The sequence below is a fragment of the Candidatus Methylomicrobium oryzae genome, from assembly GCF_016745425.1.
Classification (GTDB): Bacteria; Pseudomonadota; Gammaproteobacteria; order Methylococcales; family Methylomonadaceae; genus Methylomicrobium; species Methylomicrobium oryzae.
Map to the genome: position 1 here is coordinate 220,904 of NZ_JAERVK010000005.1, position 14,872 is coordinate 235,775.

At 55.2% G+C, this 14,872-nt stretch carries 17 protein-coding genes; 14 read left to right on the top strand and 3 right to left on the bottom strand.

All coding sequences use genetic code 11. The annotated features are described in order from the left end of the window. Positions 1-269: 269 nt before the first annotated feature. Positions 270-926, bottom strand: coding sequence for a hypothetical protein (locus tag JJL52_RS07535; protein WP_202051780.1), 657 nt, complete (start codon positions 924-926; stop codon positions 270-272). A 468-nt stretch (positions 927-1,394) separates the two neighbouring features. Here JJL52_RS07535 and ssb point away from each other — a divergent pair, with 468 nt between their 5' ends. The 10 genes from ssb to JJL52_RS07585 all read left to right on the top strand — a co-directional run bounded on the left by ssb (position 1,395) and on the right by JJL52_RS07585 (position 11,071). Further along, positions 1,395-1,817, top strand: a complete 423-nt coding sequence (gene ssb, locus JJL52_RS07540) for a single-stranded DNA-binding protein (protein ID WP_202051781.1) — start codon at positions 1,395-1,397, stop codon at positions 1,815-1,817. Between the two features lie 179 nt (positions 1,818-1,996). Next, the gene (bet, locus tag JJL52_RS07545) at positions 1,997-3,043 is read left to right on the top strand and encodes a phage recombination protein Bet (RefSeq protein WP_202051782.1); all 1,047 of its coding nucleotides are present in this window, start codon (positions 1,997-1,999) and stop codon (positions 3,041-3,043) included. Positions 3,044-3,161: 118 nt separating this feature from the next. Beyond that, complete coding sequence (locus tag JJL52_RS07550) at positions 3,162-3,494, top strand: hypothetical protein (protein WP_202051783.1); 333 nt, start codon at positions 3,162-3,164, stop codon at positions 3,492-3,494. Then, positions 3,494-4,495, top strand: coding sequence for a YqaJ viral recombinase family nuclease (locus JJL52_RS07555; RefSeq protein WP_202051784.1), 1,002 nt, complete (start codon positions 3,494-3,496; stop codon positions 4,493-4,495). The genes JJL52_RS07550 and JJL52_RS07555 overlap by 1 nt, the downstream gene beginning before the upstream one ends. Positions 4,496-4,840: 345 nt before the next feature. Next, complete coding sequence (locus JJL52_RS07560; RefSeq protein WP_202051785.1) at positions 4,841-5,056, top strand: hypothetical protein; 216 nt, start codon at positions 4,841-4,843, stop codon at positions 5,054-5,056. A gap of 137 nt (positions 5,057-5,193) precedes the next feature. Continuing rightward, a complete protein-coding gene (locus JJL52_RS07565) occupies positions 5,194-6,135 on the top strand; it encodes an AAA family ATPase (RefSeq protein WP_202051786.1) in 942 nt (313 codons plus the stop codon). A 2-nt stretch (positions 6,136-6,137) separates the two neighbouring features. Beyond that, a complete protein-coding gene (locus JJL52_RS07570; RefSeq protein WP_202051787.1) occupies positions 6,138-6,866 on the top strand; it encodes a hypothetical protein in 729 nt (242 codons plus the stop codon). Positions 6,867-6,956: 90 nt separating this feature from the next. Next, a complete protein-coding gene (locus tag JJL52_RS07575; RefSeq protein ID WP_202051788.1) occupies positions 6,957-8,309 on the top strand; it encodes a DUF3150 domain-containing protein in 1,353 nt (450 codons plus the stop codon). A gap of 89 nt (positions 8,310-8,398) precedes the next feature. Next, entirely contained in the window at positions 8,399-10,183 is a 1,785-nt protein-coding gene (locus JJL52_RS07580) for a VWA domain-containing protein (protein WP_202051789.1), read from the top strand. A gap of 351 nt (positions 10,184-10,534) precedes the next feature. Next, positions 10,535-11,071: a hypothetical protein gene (locus JJL52_RS07585; protein WP_202051790.1), complete on the top strand. Its 537-nt coding sequence runs from the start codon at positions 10,535-10,537 to the stop codon at positions 11,069-11,071. Here the strand turns inward: JJL52_RS07585 and JJL52_RS07590 are convergent. Next, positions 11,046-11,426 (bottom strand): hypothetical protein, encoded by a 381-nt coding sequence (locus JJL52_RS07590; protein WP_202051791.1) that lies wholly within the window; start codon positions 11,424-11,426, stop codon positions 11,046-11,048. The genes JJL52_RS07585 and JJL52_RS07590 overlap by 26 nt on opposite strands. 166 nt (positions 11,427-11,592) lie before the next feature. Between JJL52_RS07590 and JJL52_RS21300 the strand changes: the two genes are divergently transcribed. The 3 genes from JJL52_RS21300 (at position 11,593) to JJL52_RS07600 (ending at position 12,906) form a co-directional block, all read left to right on the top strand. Then, on the top strand, positions 11,593-11,781 hold the full coding sequence (locus tag JJL52_RS21300; protein ID WP_236994125.1) for a hypothetical protein: 189 nt from the start codon (positions 11,593-11,595) through the stop codon (positions 11,779-11,781). Positions 11,782-11,842: 61 nt separating this feature from the next. Continuing rightward, positions 11,843-12,247: a hypothetical protein gene (locus tag JJL52_RS21305; protein ID WP_236994126.1), complete on the top strand. Its 405-nt coding sequence runs from the start codon at positions 11,843-11,845 to the stop codon at positions 12,245-12,247. A gap of 158 nt (positions 12,248-12,405) precedes the next feature. After that, complete coding sequence (locus tag JJL52_RS07600) at positions 12,406-12,906, top strand: hypothetical protein (RefSeq protein ID WP_202051792.1); 501 nt, start codon at positions 12,406-12,408, stop codon at positions 12,904-12,906. 109 nt (positions 12,907-13,015) lie between these two features. Here the strand turns inward: JJL52_RS07600 and JJL52_RS07605 are convergent, their stop codons facing one another. Beyond that, positions 13,016-13,861 (bottom strand): SDR family NAD(P)-dependent oxidoreductase, encoded by an 846-nt coding sequence (locus JJL52_RS07605; RefSeq protein ID WP_202051793.1) that lies wholly within the window; start codon positions 13,859-13,861, stop codon positions 13,016-13,018. Positions 13,862-14,077: 216 nt separating this feature from the next. On the opposite strand from JJL52_RS07605, the gene JJL52_RS07610 reads away from it, so the two are divergent. Beyond that, on the top strand, positions 14,078-14,695 hold the full coding sequence (locus tag JJL52_RS07610; RefSeq protein ID WP_202051794.1) for a DsbA family protein: 618 nt from the start codon (positions 14,078-14,080) through the stop codon (positions 14,693-14,695). Positions 14,696-14,872: the final 177 nt, after the last annotated feature.

Below are 14,872 nucleotides of genomic sequence, written 5' to 3' on the forward strand. Positions count from 1 at the left end.
TCGGACTATCTTCCGGTTGGGGCTTCCGGTGATCGTAAATCCGCGCCGTGGCGGTGTTGGCGTGGCCTAGCCACTCTTGCACCTTGGCGATATCGGCTTGATAGTCGAGCGCTTGGTGGCCGCGGTAGCCCGGAGGAAGTGCGCGACGATCGTAAAGCTCAATTGGCTGGAATACGCTCGCACGAGCTTGTAAATCTCGCCGTGTACATTTATTACGACCCCAGCATGAAGGCATCTATACCGTCATTAATATGAGGGGTGGAGACTTCTCAATTTTCAACATCCTTTTCGTCGCATTCACTTTCGTTGTCGTTTTCTGAGATTGTCTCCGGTTCTGCCAATAACCCCGATTCTTCTCTGGCTGAACGTACTTCATCACCTTTCCCTTGAGCATAGGCGGCTTGGTGTGCCCGCTGTTCGATCGAGACAATACGCCGGGCTAATCGGTGTAATCGTTGTTGCCATTGATACCTCGCGGTTGAACATTGCTTGCTGGTCAATATCTGGCAAAGCCATAGCGTGTCAATGGCGATCATCAGCTGATCCAGTAAACGGATCAGCTCCACAAACTGGGCGATTTGCGGTGAGGTGATGCGGGCCTTGAAATCCGTGGGGTGGGTATAGCGCGGCGCTTCAGCAATGCCGTTATCGGCGCAGAGTTTATCGAGCCGGGCTTTTTCCTGCTGCAGTTGCAGCGCACAGTCGCCGATCATTTGACTGACGATCTCCTCGATATCATCGATCGCTTGCTCTGCGCCAACGATTCGCAAGGTGACGTCAATCGCATACAGCGAGCGAATCAAGCGGCCGTAGCTACGGCGAATCACCCGAATGGCTTGTTCGCTCTGGATTTTAATGGTGCGTTCGAAAACCGGACGACTGATGGCCGGACGAACGATCTTCTCCGGCACTGTCGTGTCTGCCATGCCTTTTCCTTTGAGTGGTTGCCATATCACACCCGATAGTAAGTTGCTTTATTCTTATCCATCGTGCAAAAAATGGCCGATTGAACGATCTATTGCTGCCAGTGATGAGGAGTTATCCGCTTCAATGTTCGGCAATAACGCTGATTTTCGTTTTTATATCAGCCTGGCTTTTTCCATGGGTACTTTTTGCTGATCAAATGGAAACATAACATTTCCTGCCGTCTTACGAGACGTTGTGGACCGACTCTTCGTCGGCGTTCCGCCTGCAGGCGGCGTGGATGATATTCATCGACGGGTCGGGTGCGTTAAGCCCGATGATGTGAATGCATTGTGCATTTGTTAATCCTGTTCTGGGAAAGCCAATTCCCCGGTCGGGGTGATTTGCCTCCCGAGCATCTAACTCACAGCCGTGCCGGTGGGTTTAAGTTCAAAGTCTTGATCCGGGCACGGACGGAGGAGGTTAGCAGTATGGCAAGTCGCGGTGTTAACAAAGTCATCCTGGTCGGCAACTTGGGCGCCAATCCCGATATCCGGTTTTTAGCCAATGGCGACCGGGTTACGGTGATTCGTCTGGCAACGGGCGAAGTCTGGAAAGATCAAAACGGAACTCAGCAGGAGCGCACCGAATGGCATCAAGTGGTGTTTTATCGCCGCCTGGCTGAAATCGCCGGTGAGTTACTGAGGAAAGGCAGCAAGATCTACGTCGAAGGCAGTTTGCGAACCCAGCCATGGGAGAAAGACGGTGAGAAACGTACGACCACCGAAGTGGTCGCCAACGATCTGCAAGTTCTGGATCGGGCAAACGGTCACGAGACTGCTTTCGGGAATAGCGATAAGCAGAGTTTCGCCAAGCCTCGGCAACACCGCTCGAACGCATCGGCTCGACGCTGAGGAGTTGGGCGGTGAGCAATGGGTGAGTTAATTTTTCAACTCACAGAAAAAAGCTTTTCATTTCGAGTATTCATTAACCCTGCCGTTGCAGTTCTCGCTGTTTCGGTATTTTTAAACCCCATGGGGACGTCATTCCCCGATTGGGGCATTGCGTCCTCACTTTATCAAGGAGAAACGCAATGAGCTATCCATCCAAAAACACGCAGCCAAAAACCCGGAACCTGCCGATGCCGGCCGACGCGCATCAGGTTTATGGTCTCTCGGAGCAATCCTGGAAAGTGCTCACCGAAGTGACCTTTCCGACGGCCAAAACTCCGGAAGCTATCATGATGGCGCTGGATTATTGCAGGGCCCGCAAGCTCGATATTTTCAAAAAACCCGTGCATATCGTGCCGATGTGGAGCACCGCCTTGGGGCGCAATGTGGAAACTGTCTGGCCATCGATTATGGAAATACAGACCACGGCAACCCGGACCGGCCTGTGGGCGGGCATGGATCGGCCGGTCTGGGGGCCCGATGTGACTCACACCTTTACCGGCAAATTCAAAGACGACACCGAGACCTGGCAGGAAAGCACGGTCACCGTGACCTTTCCCGAGTGGGTAGCGGTGACGGTTTACCGTCTGGTCGGCGGGCGCCGCTGCGCGTTTACCGAAGAAGTGTACTGGATGGAGGCCTACAGCACCGCGGGCGGTAAGAACTCCCAGCTGCCGACGGCCATGTGGATCAAACGTCCCAAGGGCCAGTTAGGGAAATGCGGTAAAGCCGCCTCGCTGCGCGCCGCCTTTCCGGAGGAGTGCGGTTATGCCGCCGAGGAAATGGACGGCAAAAGCCTTGACGAGCTGAACGACGGGGCCGTGATAAACGGCAGTGCCAGCCGACTCGATGCGGTCGATGTCGACACTGATGCCGACACCGGTCCCCGTGTGATCGATCTGTCGATGATTAGCCCCAAGGTCCAAAAAGCGGTCGCGGAATTGGTCAGGCGCACGGCCATGGCCGGTGCCTGGAAGGCTGCCTACGACTACGCCAACAACAAGTTCGCGGGGTTGGAGTTGACCTATGCCATTACCGAACTGGACAAGGCGTCGCAGGCGGCGAAAGCCACATCGAACGCCTTCGATCCTGGAAATCAGACCATCGACGAAGCTTCGATGCCGCCGGTTTCCACTGTCGCATCGGAAGCCTTGCATAAGGCCAGAGAGACCTTGGGTTCGTTACGCTAGTTGAGGTCAAGCCTTTCCTTTTCACGCCGGCAACCCAGTCGGTTTATCCACCCTTCCAGGGCGTCATGTTTCGCCCCCGGGGTGAATTTCATGGCGTCCTGCATTAAAAGGAGATGTCATGAACGCCATCGATCAATCATTCAATCGAATACCCTGTCATACGGACTGGCATCGTTACGACTCGCCCACGGTGATTCGCCGCCATGGCCGCAGTTTTTTGGAACGGGCCTGGAAACCGGAAGGGGCAGTCAAAAACACCGCTAAATTATCAAAAAATCAGCTTCACAGTCTGGTCGAAAGCTATGGCGGTCACTGTGTGACGACAGCTGACTCCATTCTGCTGATCTTTGATGACTATCACTGGACTCGCCGTTGTGATGCGCAACTCGTCAAGCTCGGTCAACCGACGCAGCGTTGGGGGTGCTACATCCAGTTGCACGGGGTGGGGTGATGAAAGTCATCAATGTTTCGCAGCGCTCGCCCGAATGGCGGGTGTGGCGGTCACAAGGCATCAGCGCCAGTGAAGCGGCGATCATCATGAACCGCTCGCCGTACAAGACGCCCTGGCTGCTCTGGGCGGAAAAGAAAGGACTCGTGCTGGAACAGCCGCTGGAAAATAATCCGTTGATTCGCCTGGGACTCGAATGTGAGCCGCACGCGCTGCAACGCTTTGAGGATACCCACGAGGTGCTGTTGTTGCCGCTCTGCGGGGAATCGGAGCGCTATCCTCTGATGCGGGCATCGTTTGATGGCTTGTCCGAAAGCCATGAGCCTGTGGAAGTGAAATGTCCGCATGAAAGCACTTTTCTGGATGTGCTGTTAAACCGCGAGCAATCGGCGGCCTATCAATTGTATTGGTGCCAGGTGCAACAACAGCTCCTGGTCGCCGAAGCCGCACGCGGGTTTTTGTTTTTTTATCACCAGGGGCAAGATGTGGAGTTCGTGATCGAGCGTGACGAAGCCTTTCTCACGCAACTGATCGAAACGGCCATGGATTTCTGGTCGGCCGTCAAAACCGGACGGGAGCCGAAAAAAGATCCGGAACGCGATCTTTATCTGCCCCAAGGGGATGATGAACAGCAGTGGCAACGATTGGCCGCTGACTATCGCCAGAATGCGGAGAAGATAGACGACATCAAGGCCCAGCTCAAAGCGATGGAGTTGCAGCAAGCCACGATCGAACACACGTTGGTCGGTTTGATGGGACCCTTCCTGGCGGCCGAGCACTCCGGATTGCGGATCAGCCGCTTTCAGGTGCAAGGGAACATTGATTACAAAGCGGTCCTTAACGCCATGCTGCCGGAGGTGACGGAATCGGCGCTGGAACCCTACCGGAAAAAACCCTCCGAGCGGGTTCGAATCACCTGCCGCGATGACGACGGCAAGCGCGCGGAAGTGCCTTTCGATGCGGAAGCGTTGAAAGACCTGGCGGGTGTCGATTACTGGTTCTGAAGGTTGTCTTTGATGGAACTGGACCCCTGCATGGCCTATTGGGCCTGTGGGGCGTCCTGATCCTTTAGCGAGGACCGGCATAGTCAAGAATGTCAGTCTGATCGGCCAAGTTTCCTGGTTTTTCCTCTGATCTTGCGCGCCAAGAGTAGAGGAAAAGTCAGAACATTCAGGCGTTCCTTTCGGGGAACCCCGAATCCGGCGCTTGCCGGCGTTCCGCTGTTGAGCGGCAGGAAAGGTCACCCTTTTCCTGTATCAGGTGCGTCAAGCCTGATGTTGTCGTCCCGTCGGGGTTCATCGCCCCGCCGGGTCATGGTGGCCCCTTATTTTAATTAGAGGAGGTCCCTCATGAACAAAGACTTTTGGAAAACCTTATATGCCTGGCTGGAAACGGCCAGTCTGGAAGAGATCAGGGTCAAACAGCAATGCGTGCGGCAACTGCTGGGTGAAAGCAGCGACCGCGACTTGAAAGCCGACATTCGCCGGATCTTGCGCTTTATGGACGAAGAGATGGTCGCCCGCGCCGAACTGGCAAACGTCATGCGCTTGTCCATGGCCCACTGATCTCGATTTCTTTACCTTTACTCATCATTCATCCCCTGGACTGCCAGGGAATCTACTAACCCGAAGGGGACACAGCGCCCTTCGGGGCATGGTGTGTCTCCGGTTTCGGGTTTCAACCCAAATTTAAGGAGTTCACCATGATGCAACAGTATTCCATTGCCGACACCTTCGGCATTCCTGCGCCCGCTTCAATGAAAGTGGAAGGTTTTAGCCCGGCGCACAATCCGTATGTACCGATCAAAAAGTCCTATGTGTTTCGCAAGGATCATCTGCGCGATGTCCTGGCGTTTCTGGGCTCGGCCAATGGCGATGGCTTGTATCTGACCGGTCCCACCGGCTCGGGTAAAACCTCGCTCTTGGAACAAGTGGCCGCCCGGCTGCATTGGGGCGTCCATTCCGTCACCGGCCATGGACGCCTGGAACTCAACGATTTGCTCGGCCAATACATGCTGGCCGATGGCGGCGCCATGAAATGGATCGACGGTCCGTTGACACTGGCGGTTCGTCTCGGGCACATCTTGTTGATCAATGAAATCGATGCGGTCGACCCCGCCGAATTGATCGGTTTGAACGAAGTCGTTGAAGGCAAGCCATTGACGATTCCGCAGACCGGGGACGTGATCCTGCCGCATCCCAAGTTTCGGCTGGTCGCCACCGGCAATAGCCAGGGTGCGGGCGATCCGTCGGGTTTGTATCAGGGTGTATTGAGACAGAACCTGGCCTTTCTGGACCGGTTCCGTTTGATGGAAGTGGGGTATCCCGAGCCCGAAGACGAAATGAAACTCCTGGCCGACGTCGTGCCGAGCATGCCGGAAACGCTGCGCGAAAGCATGATCAAAGTCGCCAATCAGATCCGCAAGGTCTTCATGGGCGGTCAGGATGGCGCCGGGATGTTGTCGGTCACGCTGTCGACCCGCGGTTTAGTGCGGTGGGCGACACTGGTAGCGACCTTTAAAAGCGCCCCCAATGCCTTGGCCTATTCCTTGGACAGGGCCTTGACCCTCAGGGCGGAAGCGTCGGAACGCGAAGCGATTCATCGCATCGCCAAGGACGTGTTCGGCGATGACTGGCAGGTGTAGTCATGGCAGCGTGGCGTTTATACCGTTATCGCCACAGCGATGGCCGCTCGAAAGACTGGGCGGTCAGCGCGAATGCGGACGGTACGATCACGACTCGTTGGGGTAGAACCGCCCCGCGTTTGTCTGCGGTGAGTACCCGTAAGGGTGTGAGCCAATTCGATATCGAAAAGCAAAAACAGGCCAAAGGCTATGTATTCGTCGCCGAGGTGGAGATCGACAGCGAAGGACACGTGCTTTTTCCTGATCCAGCCCAGTCTGATCCGCCGCCTACTTTGGGCGGAGCCTTGTATTGGCATATCGATTGCCGGGCCAGTCAGGAAACCTGCTTGGCCTTGGCCAGCGAAATCAGGCGTTTGATCGATGCGATTCAATCCTTGCCGGACTATGCCGCGATGCCCCATCCCATCCGGGAAGGCTGGCAGCAATTGAGCGGTCTGGCACTGAGCGCCGAGCCGTTTTCGCAGAGCGGCCAGATCAAACCCGGCCATGGCGTCCTGCCCTGGCTGTTCTTGATGACGTTGAAACAGCAGGGCTTTGCCGGCGTTGAGATCGGTATCGCCACGGAAAACAACCGCGAGGTTTCCGCCGATCTGAAGGCTGAACAGGACGTGTTGGATTTTTTCGGCACGAATCTCGACCAAATCAGAGCAACGGCTGAAATGTTAGGTTTACTGAAGCCCCGGTTGAATCTGGCCTCGGTGTTGTCCGATACAGACGATCGTTGGTTTTAGAAAGTTATTCCCGTTCATTTTTATTTAACCCGGAAGGGGCGTGTCTGCCCATCCGGGCCGGCTGCGCCTCTTTCTCCCAAGGAGGTTCTTATGACTCAAGCAGCCACTATCATTTTAGACCGTGTCGTGTTGGTGAAAGTCGAAGCCAACATTTACGGCGCCCGCAAAAAACTGAAAAAGGAAGACCTGGTGCTCGCCGACGGCAGTAAATTGCCGCCCGAGGATTTAGCCAGTCTGGGTTCCAAGCGTTTGCTCGATCCGGACAGGTTGACGGTGTTCAACCGCCTGAAAAAGGAAGCCGAACGCATCTGTTTGCGGGTCGGTACCCGGTTTTTAGGCGGTTTTGCGATTCCCTGCGAATCGGCTGCCGGCATTACCCTCGAGCTCGAACGGATTGCCCAGGACTTTGCCAGCGCCAAAGCGGAGTTTTTGGCCGGCTACGATGCCGCGGTGACGGACTGGGTGGTTCGCCATCCGGAATTTGCCGGCATTATCGAGCAAGCGGTGGATTCGGTGGAGTTCGTCTCGACGCGTTTGTCGTTTGACTTTTTGATCGTTACGGTCGGCGTGCCGGATACGTTGCCAGCGGAAGACATTGCACGCCTGGAAACCAAAATCGGTTCCTTGAGCGAGCAGATGTTCTATGAAATCTCGGTAGAAGCCAATCACTTGATCGAGCAATCGCTATTGGGTAAGGATCAGGTCACGCGCAATGCGCTCCGGCCGATTCGCCGCATGCGTGACAAGCTCGATGGTTTGGGCTTTCTCGATTATCGGGTGGCGCCCGTGGTCGGCACCATCGATGCGCTATTGGCCAGGATTCCTGACAAAGGCGCGATTACCGGCAGTATCCTGCAAGAGATTCTCGCCACCGCCATGCTGTTGGCCGATCCGGACAAAACCCGGCGCCACGGCGAAGGGCTGCTGGCCGAGCAAGGTCATGTGATGGACGATGACGGCCGGGAAGTGGATGATGATCTTGTGGAACCCCCTGATTTGCTGACAACGGCGGATCAGTCTTTACCGCTGCCGCTTTTATCACCGCCAGTTCTGTCTGACTGTGACATCGGCGTGCCTTACGGACAAGATGAGCCATCCACCGCGGTCGAGACCCAGAAAGGTGGGGTTATTACCATCGCTGCCCGAGAAAGTACCGAGCCCAGTCCGGACAGCGATCTGTTTTCCGGGTTGTTCGATGGCATTTTCGAGGACGAGGGGGCAGGGGATATGGAACAGGGTGATCGCCGAACGGAGAGTTGGGATGAACTCACCCGGATGGCCGAAAGCATTGGCCAGGCGTCAAACTCCACTGCTCTGGCGGACGTAACCATCGAGGCATCCAATCCGGACGCGTCACCAGTGTCTAACGCCGAACCGGAAACGGTGATGACGGTAGACGATGACAATGATGAGACGGGTACAGACCCCGATTATTGGTTTTAACGGATAGCATTCATTTATTTGATACCCAACGGGGCAGTTCATCGTCCCTTTTGGGGCGGTGGCTTGCCCCTCATTTTTAGGAGCAAGCCATGAGAGATAACACCTTACACCATGCTTTTCCGATTGTGGCGGCCGCCATCGGTAACCGCTTCGGCATCCAGGTCAAAGTCGGCGGCGATCAAGCCTATACCGATGGCAAGCTGATTCAATTGCCGGCTTACAACGGCAACGATCCCGATTATCAGGATTATGCCTGGGGATTGTTGGCACACGAAGCCGCGCATCTTCGCTATTCCGACTTCACCCTGGCCTATGGGCCGTCGGTATTACGGCGCCGGCTGTGTGGCGCCATCGAAGATGTCCGCATCGAATACGAACTGGCGAAGGACTTTCCCGGTACCCAGCTCACCCTGCGTACCGTGATCGAAAAAATGATCGCGAGCGGTGGCTTTGTCGCCGCTACTCAGGACGATCACCCAGCCAACGTGTTGTACGGCTATATGCTGAAAAGCCTGAGGGCTCGCGTGCTCGGTCAGACGGCTCTGGATCCCTTGGTCGAAATCAGCGAGCAGGTGCTGAAATCGCTTTTTCCGGCCGGTGCGGTGATACGACTGAAAGGGCTGTTATCCGAAGTCCCGGACAGCCTGACATCGGAAACCGATTGCCTGCATCTGGCGGATCGCATCCTGACCCTAATTGAACAGGAATGTGAGAATCCCGCACAGGAAGACACGCAGCAACAGCAAAACCAAGCGGCTCAGGGAGATGCCGATACCGAAGCGAGCGGTAGCAAAGGCGATATTGAGTCTGACGATGATCACGATCGTTCGGGTACAAACACGGACGATACCGACTCTACACAGGCTTCGTCTGGCCCAGACGAAGCCGCCGATCGCGATGATACGGCCGGCAGGGATCTCATGCCAAGCCAGATGTCTGACAAGGAATTGGCCGGGCAGGAAGACGGACCGGACTACCAGTCTTTGATGGCAACGCTGCAATCGGCCTCAGAGGCAGATTTCGACCGCGACGTGTTTGATGTGGTCAAGTCCACTTTGGCGCTGGACGATCGGGATGCGCCTGAGACAGTGATGCCGGTCGGGCTTAAGCCACTGGGCAATGTAGCGGCAGGCCTGAGTCTGCTCAATCAGGTACAAAGCGAATCGGTGAAAATCCGTGCCGCCTTGCAAGGCTGGGTACAATCGCAAAGCCTCACTCGAAGCCATCCCGCAGGCCGGGGCCGGCGCGTGATCGGCCGGCGGCTTCCTCAACTCGCATTGGGCGATCCCCGGGTATTTGCGCGGCGTGTGGTCAAACCCGCACCGAATACCGCCATCCATCTGCTGCTGGACAAGTCCGAGAGCATGGATGAACCGGTGTTGGGCGATAAGCATCAGTCGGTGGCAAACCGGTTATCGATCGCCTTGGAAGCGTCCATGGCATTGGCCCTGGCATTCGAGGGCATAGCCGGGGTTAATCCGGGCATGACGGCTTTTCCCGGGAGGGATGACACCTCGGTGTTTCGTCTGCTGGAACACGGCGAACGCGTTCGCGCCCATTCGGCGGCGTTTTCGTTACGAGCCGGCGGCACGACGCCGATGACGGAAGCCGCCTGGTTTGCCGCCGCGGCGTTGCTCCGTTGCCGGGAACCGCGCAAGGTGTTGCTGGTGATGACCGACGGTCAGCCCAACGACATCCTGAGCACGCTGGAGATCTTGCAGCGGTGCCGTCATAGCGGGATTGAGACCGTGGGTGTGGGCTTGGGCATCGATGTCGGTCATCTGTTTCCGGTGGCGATCACGATTAACGAACTGAGGGAACTCAGAACGCAATTGTTCGCGCTGTCGAAAGTGGTGCTGTTAGCAGCGGCCTAAATACCAAACAGTTATCCGTAGCCCAATCCCTGAGCAGATGCAAAGGGATTGTGGCTATGGGTAGCCGATTGGCCAGTGCCTTTTTCCCATGCTCTTGCACAGAATGAGAGCATCGGAAAACCATCAACTTCATGCATTCATTTACGAATGCTGAATCCGGCGTTGGCCGGCGTGCCGTCTACAGGCGGCGCATAGTCTCATCTATGCGGGTCGGGTGCGTTAAGCCCGATGTTCAAGCGCATTTTGCAACCACAAGCTGTATTCCACTCAACCCCGCTTCGGGCGATCATCGCCCTCGGGGCGACGGTTCATTCGAAGACAGGTGTTTAACAAGCAAACAGGAGACCTTCAATGAACTTTATCTTTGGCATCATCATCGTGGCAATGTTCATAATCGCGCTGCGGGTGATCTGGGCCACGGCCTTTCAGCTACTCGTGATCGTTAAAAACGGTTTATCCGCCCTCCGGCGCCACACGGCGCAATGGTCGGCCCGAAAGGCCGTGCCGGTCATCATGCCTCGCATCAGCCAAGCGGTCGATTGGGAGACGATGTCGGAAACGGTGCGCCGGGAAATACAACGGCGCAACAGCAGCTCGGGCAATGAACTGGATCGGTTGGAGCTGCAATATCAAGCCAAACAGAAAACCATCAAGTTGTATGAGGCGGAAATTGAAATCGCCAAGCTGGAGCGGGAATTACACAAGATCAAACCGGTGGACGTGAGTCCCGAACCGGAAGCCAAAAAACGCCGCAAGGCTAAAACCCAGCCGGCTCAAGCGGCCACCGATGCCCCTTCATCCAAAACCGCCCAGCAGGTTTTTCAACTCCGGGAAGCATTGAAGGGTGGCGGAACGACGCCACCTAATAATCAGCCCGCCCGCCATTGAATACCTGCAAGGGTGCGCCGGTTCGCGTGTTAGCCGCGCGAACCGGGCTATCGAGGGTAGGGGAGTCAGCGCTAAAGACCCAACTGCCTTCCGGCAACAGCGATAACAGGTCGTTCTGTGTCTCGCGCCTGAGTTGCCGGATTCGACATAAAAAGGGCCAGGCTTGCTCCGGGTTGTCAATTCGGCTCAACACTTCGGCTTCTACCGCATCGAGTTTTTTGAAAATGTGCTCGCACTGTTGAACGGTTTTGAGTCGCTCATCGACCGGAATTGCCATCGGTTTAGGCGGCTGATGTCGAGTCTCCGTCCGGTTCGGACTGAGGAAATCAAAAATGCGCAAAATCGGCTCAAACATGGCTTATTTCCCGTTAATTCGTGAAAGATAGCTACCATAATCCGTTTTTTATGCAAAATCAAGCGGGCTGGGCAGGCTGTTTTTGGTCTTGTCCGCTTCAATTATCCGGCTGGAACAGCCATCCATGACGGATGGGTTTCCTGCCACATTCTGTTGGAGATCCCTCATGTCTCAATCCCGTATTCCTATCAGCCAAGCAATGGCTGATGACACGATAACCTGGTATCTCAATGATTACCGCTGCCCGGATTGCCTGCTCGATTGTCAGGATGAATGGGCCTGCGCTTGTCATGATCGCTGCCCGGTTTGTCACAAAGAAATCGTCCCGCTGCATAGCGAAGACATAGCACTTTAACCTGGCGGGAACCTTCCTTCTATGGGAGGAGGTTTACCGTCGATCATCGTGGAGAATAGCCATGACGCAACACTTTGTCGTCTCATATGAAATCGATTATGTCCACCGTGTCTCGGTGGGTATTGAAGCGGAGAGTCCCGAAGCGGCCCAACAGATCGCCGAGCAGGCGTTCAATGAGGCCACGATCTGGGATGATACCGCGGCGATGCCGTTATTGGCCGACGATTACCAGGAGTCGGGTGATGAGAGGTTGGTTTGGGAATGCGTGGCCGTCGAACGATGGCCGTCTCCCGACACCTCGGTACAACAACTGAAAAAGGATCAAGCGGCGATGCAGGTCTGTCGAGGACTGGTCGAAGCCTATCAACAGGGCGAAGCCAACGGCGGCAGCATCAACTGGGAAGATTTGGATCAGTGGGTGCCTTTGGCAATGAAAGCCTTGGGTAAGAGCGCGTTGCAAACCTGAGTCTTGCAGGCGATTGCTGGTTAAAACAGCGTTAATCATCACAACTCGAGTTAGCCCCGTCATTTGACGCGGGGTTCATTTTATCAACCCAGTCGGGAATGTCTCATTCCCGGCCGGGGATTCATGACGTTTCCGTTTTTTATTTGAGGACAGTCATCATGAATCCAGAAATCTTTGAACATCGTTTCGGCAATGGCCATTGCGTTCGCTACCGCCGTTTGCCATCCGGCACCTGTTATCATGCCGAGACACCGGTACCGGTCATCGAGCTGTTGGAACAACTGCGGCAAAGCCGGCGCAAGATCAGGCTTTTTTACGGCGATCCGGCAACCGGTCAGTCCTGGCACGAGGAACACGACGTCATCGGTTGCATAGGCCGGTCGACGGGTTCCATCAAAGTCCCGTTACTGATCGAGCCCGGCGAAATCGGCGGCCCGGCATTGCTGGATCATTGCATCATCCGCATCGATACCCCGCGCAAGGTGCTGTATCAGCATGCGGCGTTTCGGGTGGGCGAAGTTACCCTGGTTAAGGGCGCTCTGCAACGCTTGCCCTGGGAAGTATGGATCGACGATGTCGTGCATGCGCGGTTTCAGTCTAAAGCCGAAGCTCAACAGTATAGGGATTTCATACAAGGACATCGGTTTGCACGGCGTTAGCGCCGGCAAACCGGCATGACACTGGGTTTACTGAGTTTATTCATCCAGTCCTTGCGGGATATGCCATCCCGCCGGGATGGGTGATCAAGTATCCTGCAAAAACTGCTGGCTAACGCCGGAGTTTACCGTTTGAGTAATTGGCGCATATCTCATAAAGGGCGTGCACCGCCTGCCTATCACGGCCGAAAGTACAGTTGGACTCGCACCTGTGCTCGTAATAGCGCCCCGTAGATTGCTGGCCGACAGGATGGGTCGCCAGCCAGACGGGCGTCGCAGCCCCCTGGTCCGGCGTTTCGTGACCGCCGAACCCCAGATTATGGCTTAAAGTCGAATGGACGTCGCCGGGATGACAGGCATTGACGCTGATGCGGTAAGGCTCGAGCGTTTCAGCAAAGGCAACGCTTAGCATGCGGTCGGCCTGTTTGGACTGACGGTAGGCGTTGTCGTTATCGTAGCGTCGGCGGACAAATTCCAAATCGTTTAAATCCAGGCCGCCGGCCCAATAGCTGGCGACATTGACGACACGTGCGGGTGCAGATGCTTTTAAAATGGTCGTGAATGCATCGATTAACCAAAAATAACCCAGCACATTGGTGGCAAACTGCATTTCGATGCCCTCGGGCGTCTCTTGACGGGTGTGCGGCGTGCAAGCCGCATTGTTGATCAACACATGCAGTGGCCCTGTCCAGCGCGCCACCAGTCCACGGATGTCATCCTGCCTGCTCAAGTCGGCAATCTCATAACGCACCCTGGAATTTCCGGTCGACTCGACGATCTCCTTGATTGCGTGTTTGGCTTTATCTTGATTGCGGCATACCAGCACCACCTCGGAATCCGGGGTTGCAGCCAGTTGCCGGGCAATGGCTTTACCAATCGCGCCGGTCGCGCCGGTGACCAGAAAGACCTTGGCATCGGTATTTCGGTTGTTTGAAGAAGGTGAGGGGAAAGCCATCATTTCAAAACCTCAGTGCATTTATTTGGAATTTACCATGTTACTTTTGAAACAAGATACCGAAATGCCGGAACGGCAATGCGGAAAAATGCAGATGCCATCTATTGACCTTTAGGCGTTTATACTCGGAACTGATTGTCAGTCATCTCTCTATGATAAATTTCATAAGGCTCATTGGCGATAAAATTTTGATCACCTATCTTTCGCGCAGGTTCGGCTATGTCTCTTACGTTTTACTACTTCCATGATCCCATGTGCAGTTGGTGTTGGGCCTTCAGGCCGCGCTGGCAAGACATCGTGGCAGGTCTTCCAGATCATGTGCGCAGCCAGCGCGTTCTGGGAGGTCTTGCACCGGACACGGATCAAACGATGCCAACGGACATGCAGGCCAAGCTGAGGCGTATTTGGCAAAAAATCCAACAAACGGTTCCCGGGACGCCGTTCAATTTTGAATTTTGGGAGAAATGTGTGCCTCGGCGGTCAACTTATGCGGCCTGCCGTGCCGTCATCGCCGCCAGGCGGCAACATCCCGACTATGAAGAAAAGATGATTCTAGCGATCCAGCAGGCCTACTATTTGGAGGCCAGAAATCCTGCCGACAGCCATACGCTGATTGAACTGGCCAATGAAATCGGTTTGGATGGGGCGCTCTTTTCAGCGGATATCGAAAGTTCAGCCGTCCAGGAGGCGCTTTTAAAAGAGATTGACTTTACTCGCAGACTGGAAGTAAAGGGTTTTCCGACACTCTTATTGGAAAAAGAGGGTGTCTTTACCGCCATCCAATATGACTACAATGATGCCAAGACTGTACTTCATCAAATAAGACGCCTATGTTAGTCAATTGGGTGGTGCGCACCTGCGCAAGGCTTTCGGTATCCCATTGTTCGAGCGTGCCCCGATAACCGCACTCTCGTCAACACCGAAGAAGAGCTCAACTCTGTGCAAAATGCGATTAAGCGCCGACAACTATTCTGACAGAGGGGGCTCCGAAGCGCATCGGCGTCGACTACGAAG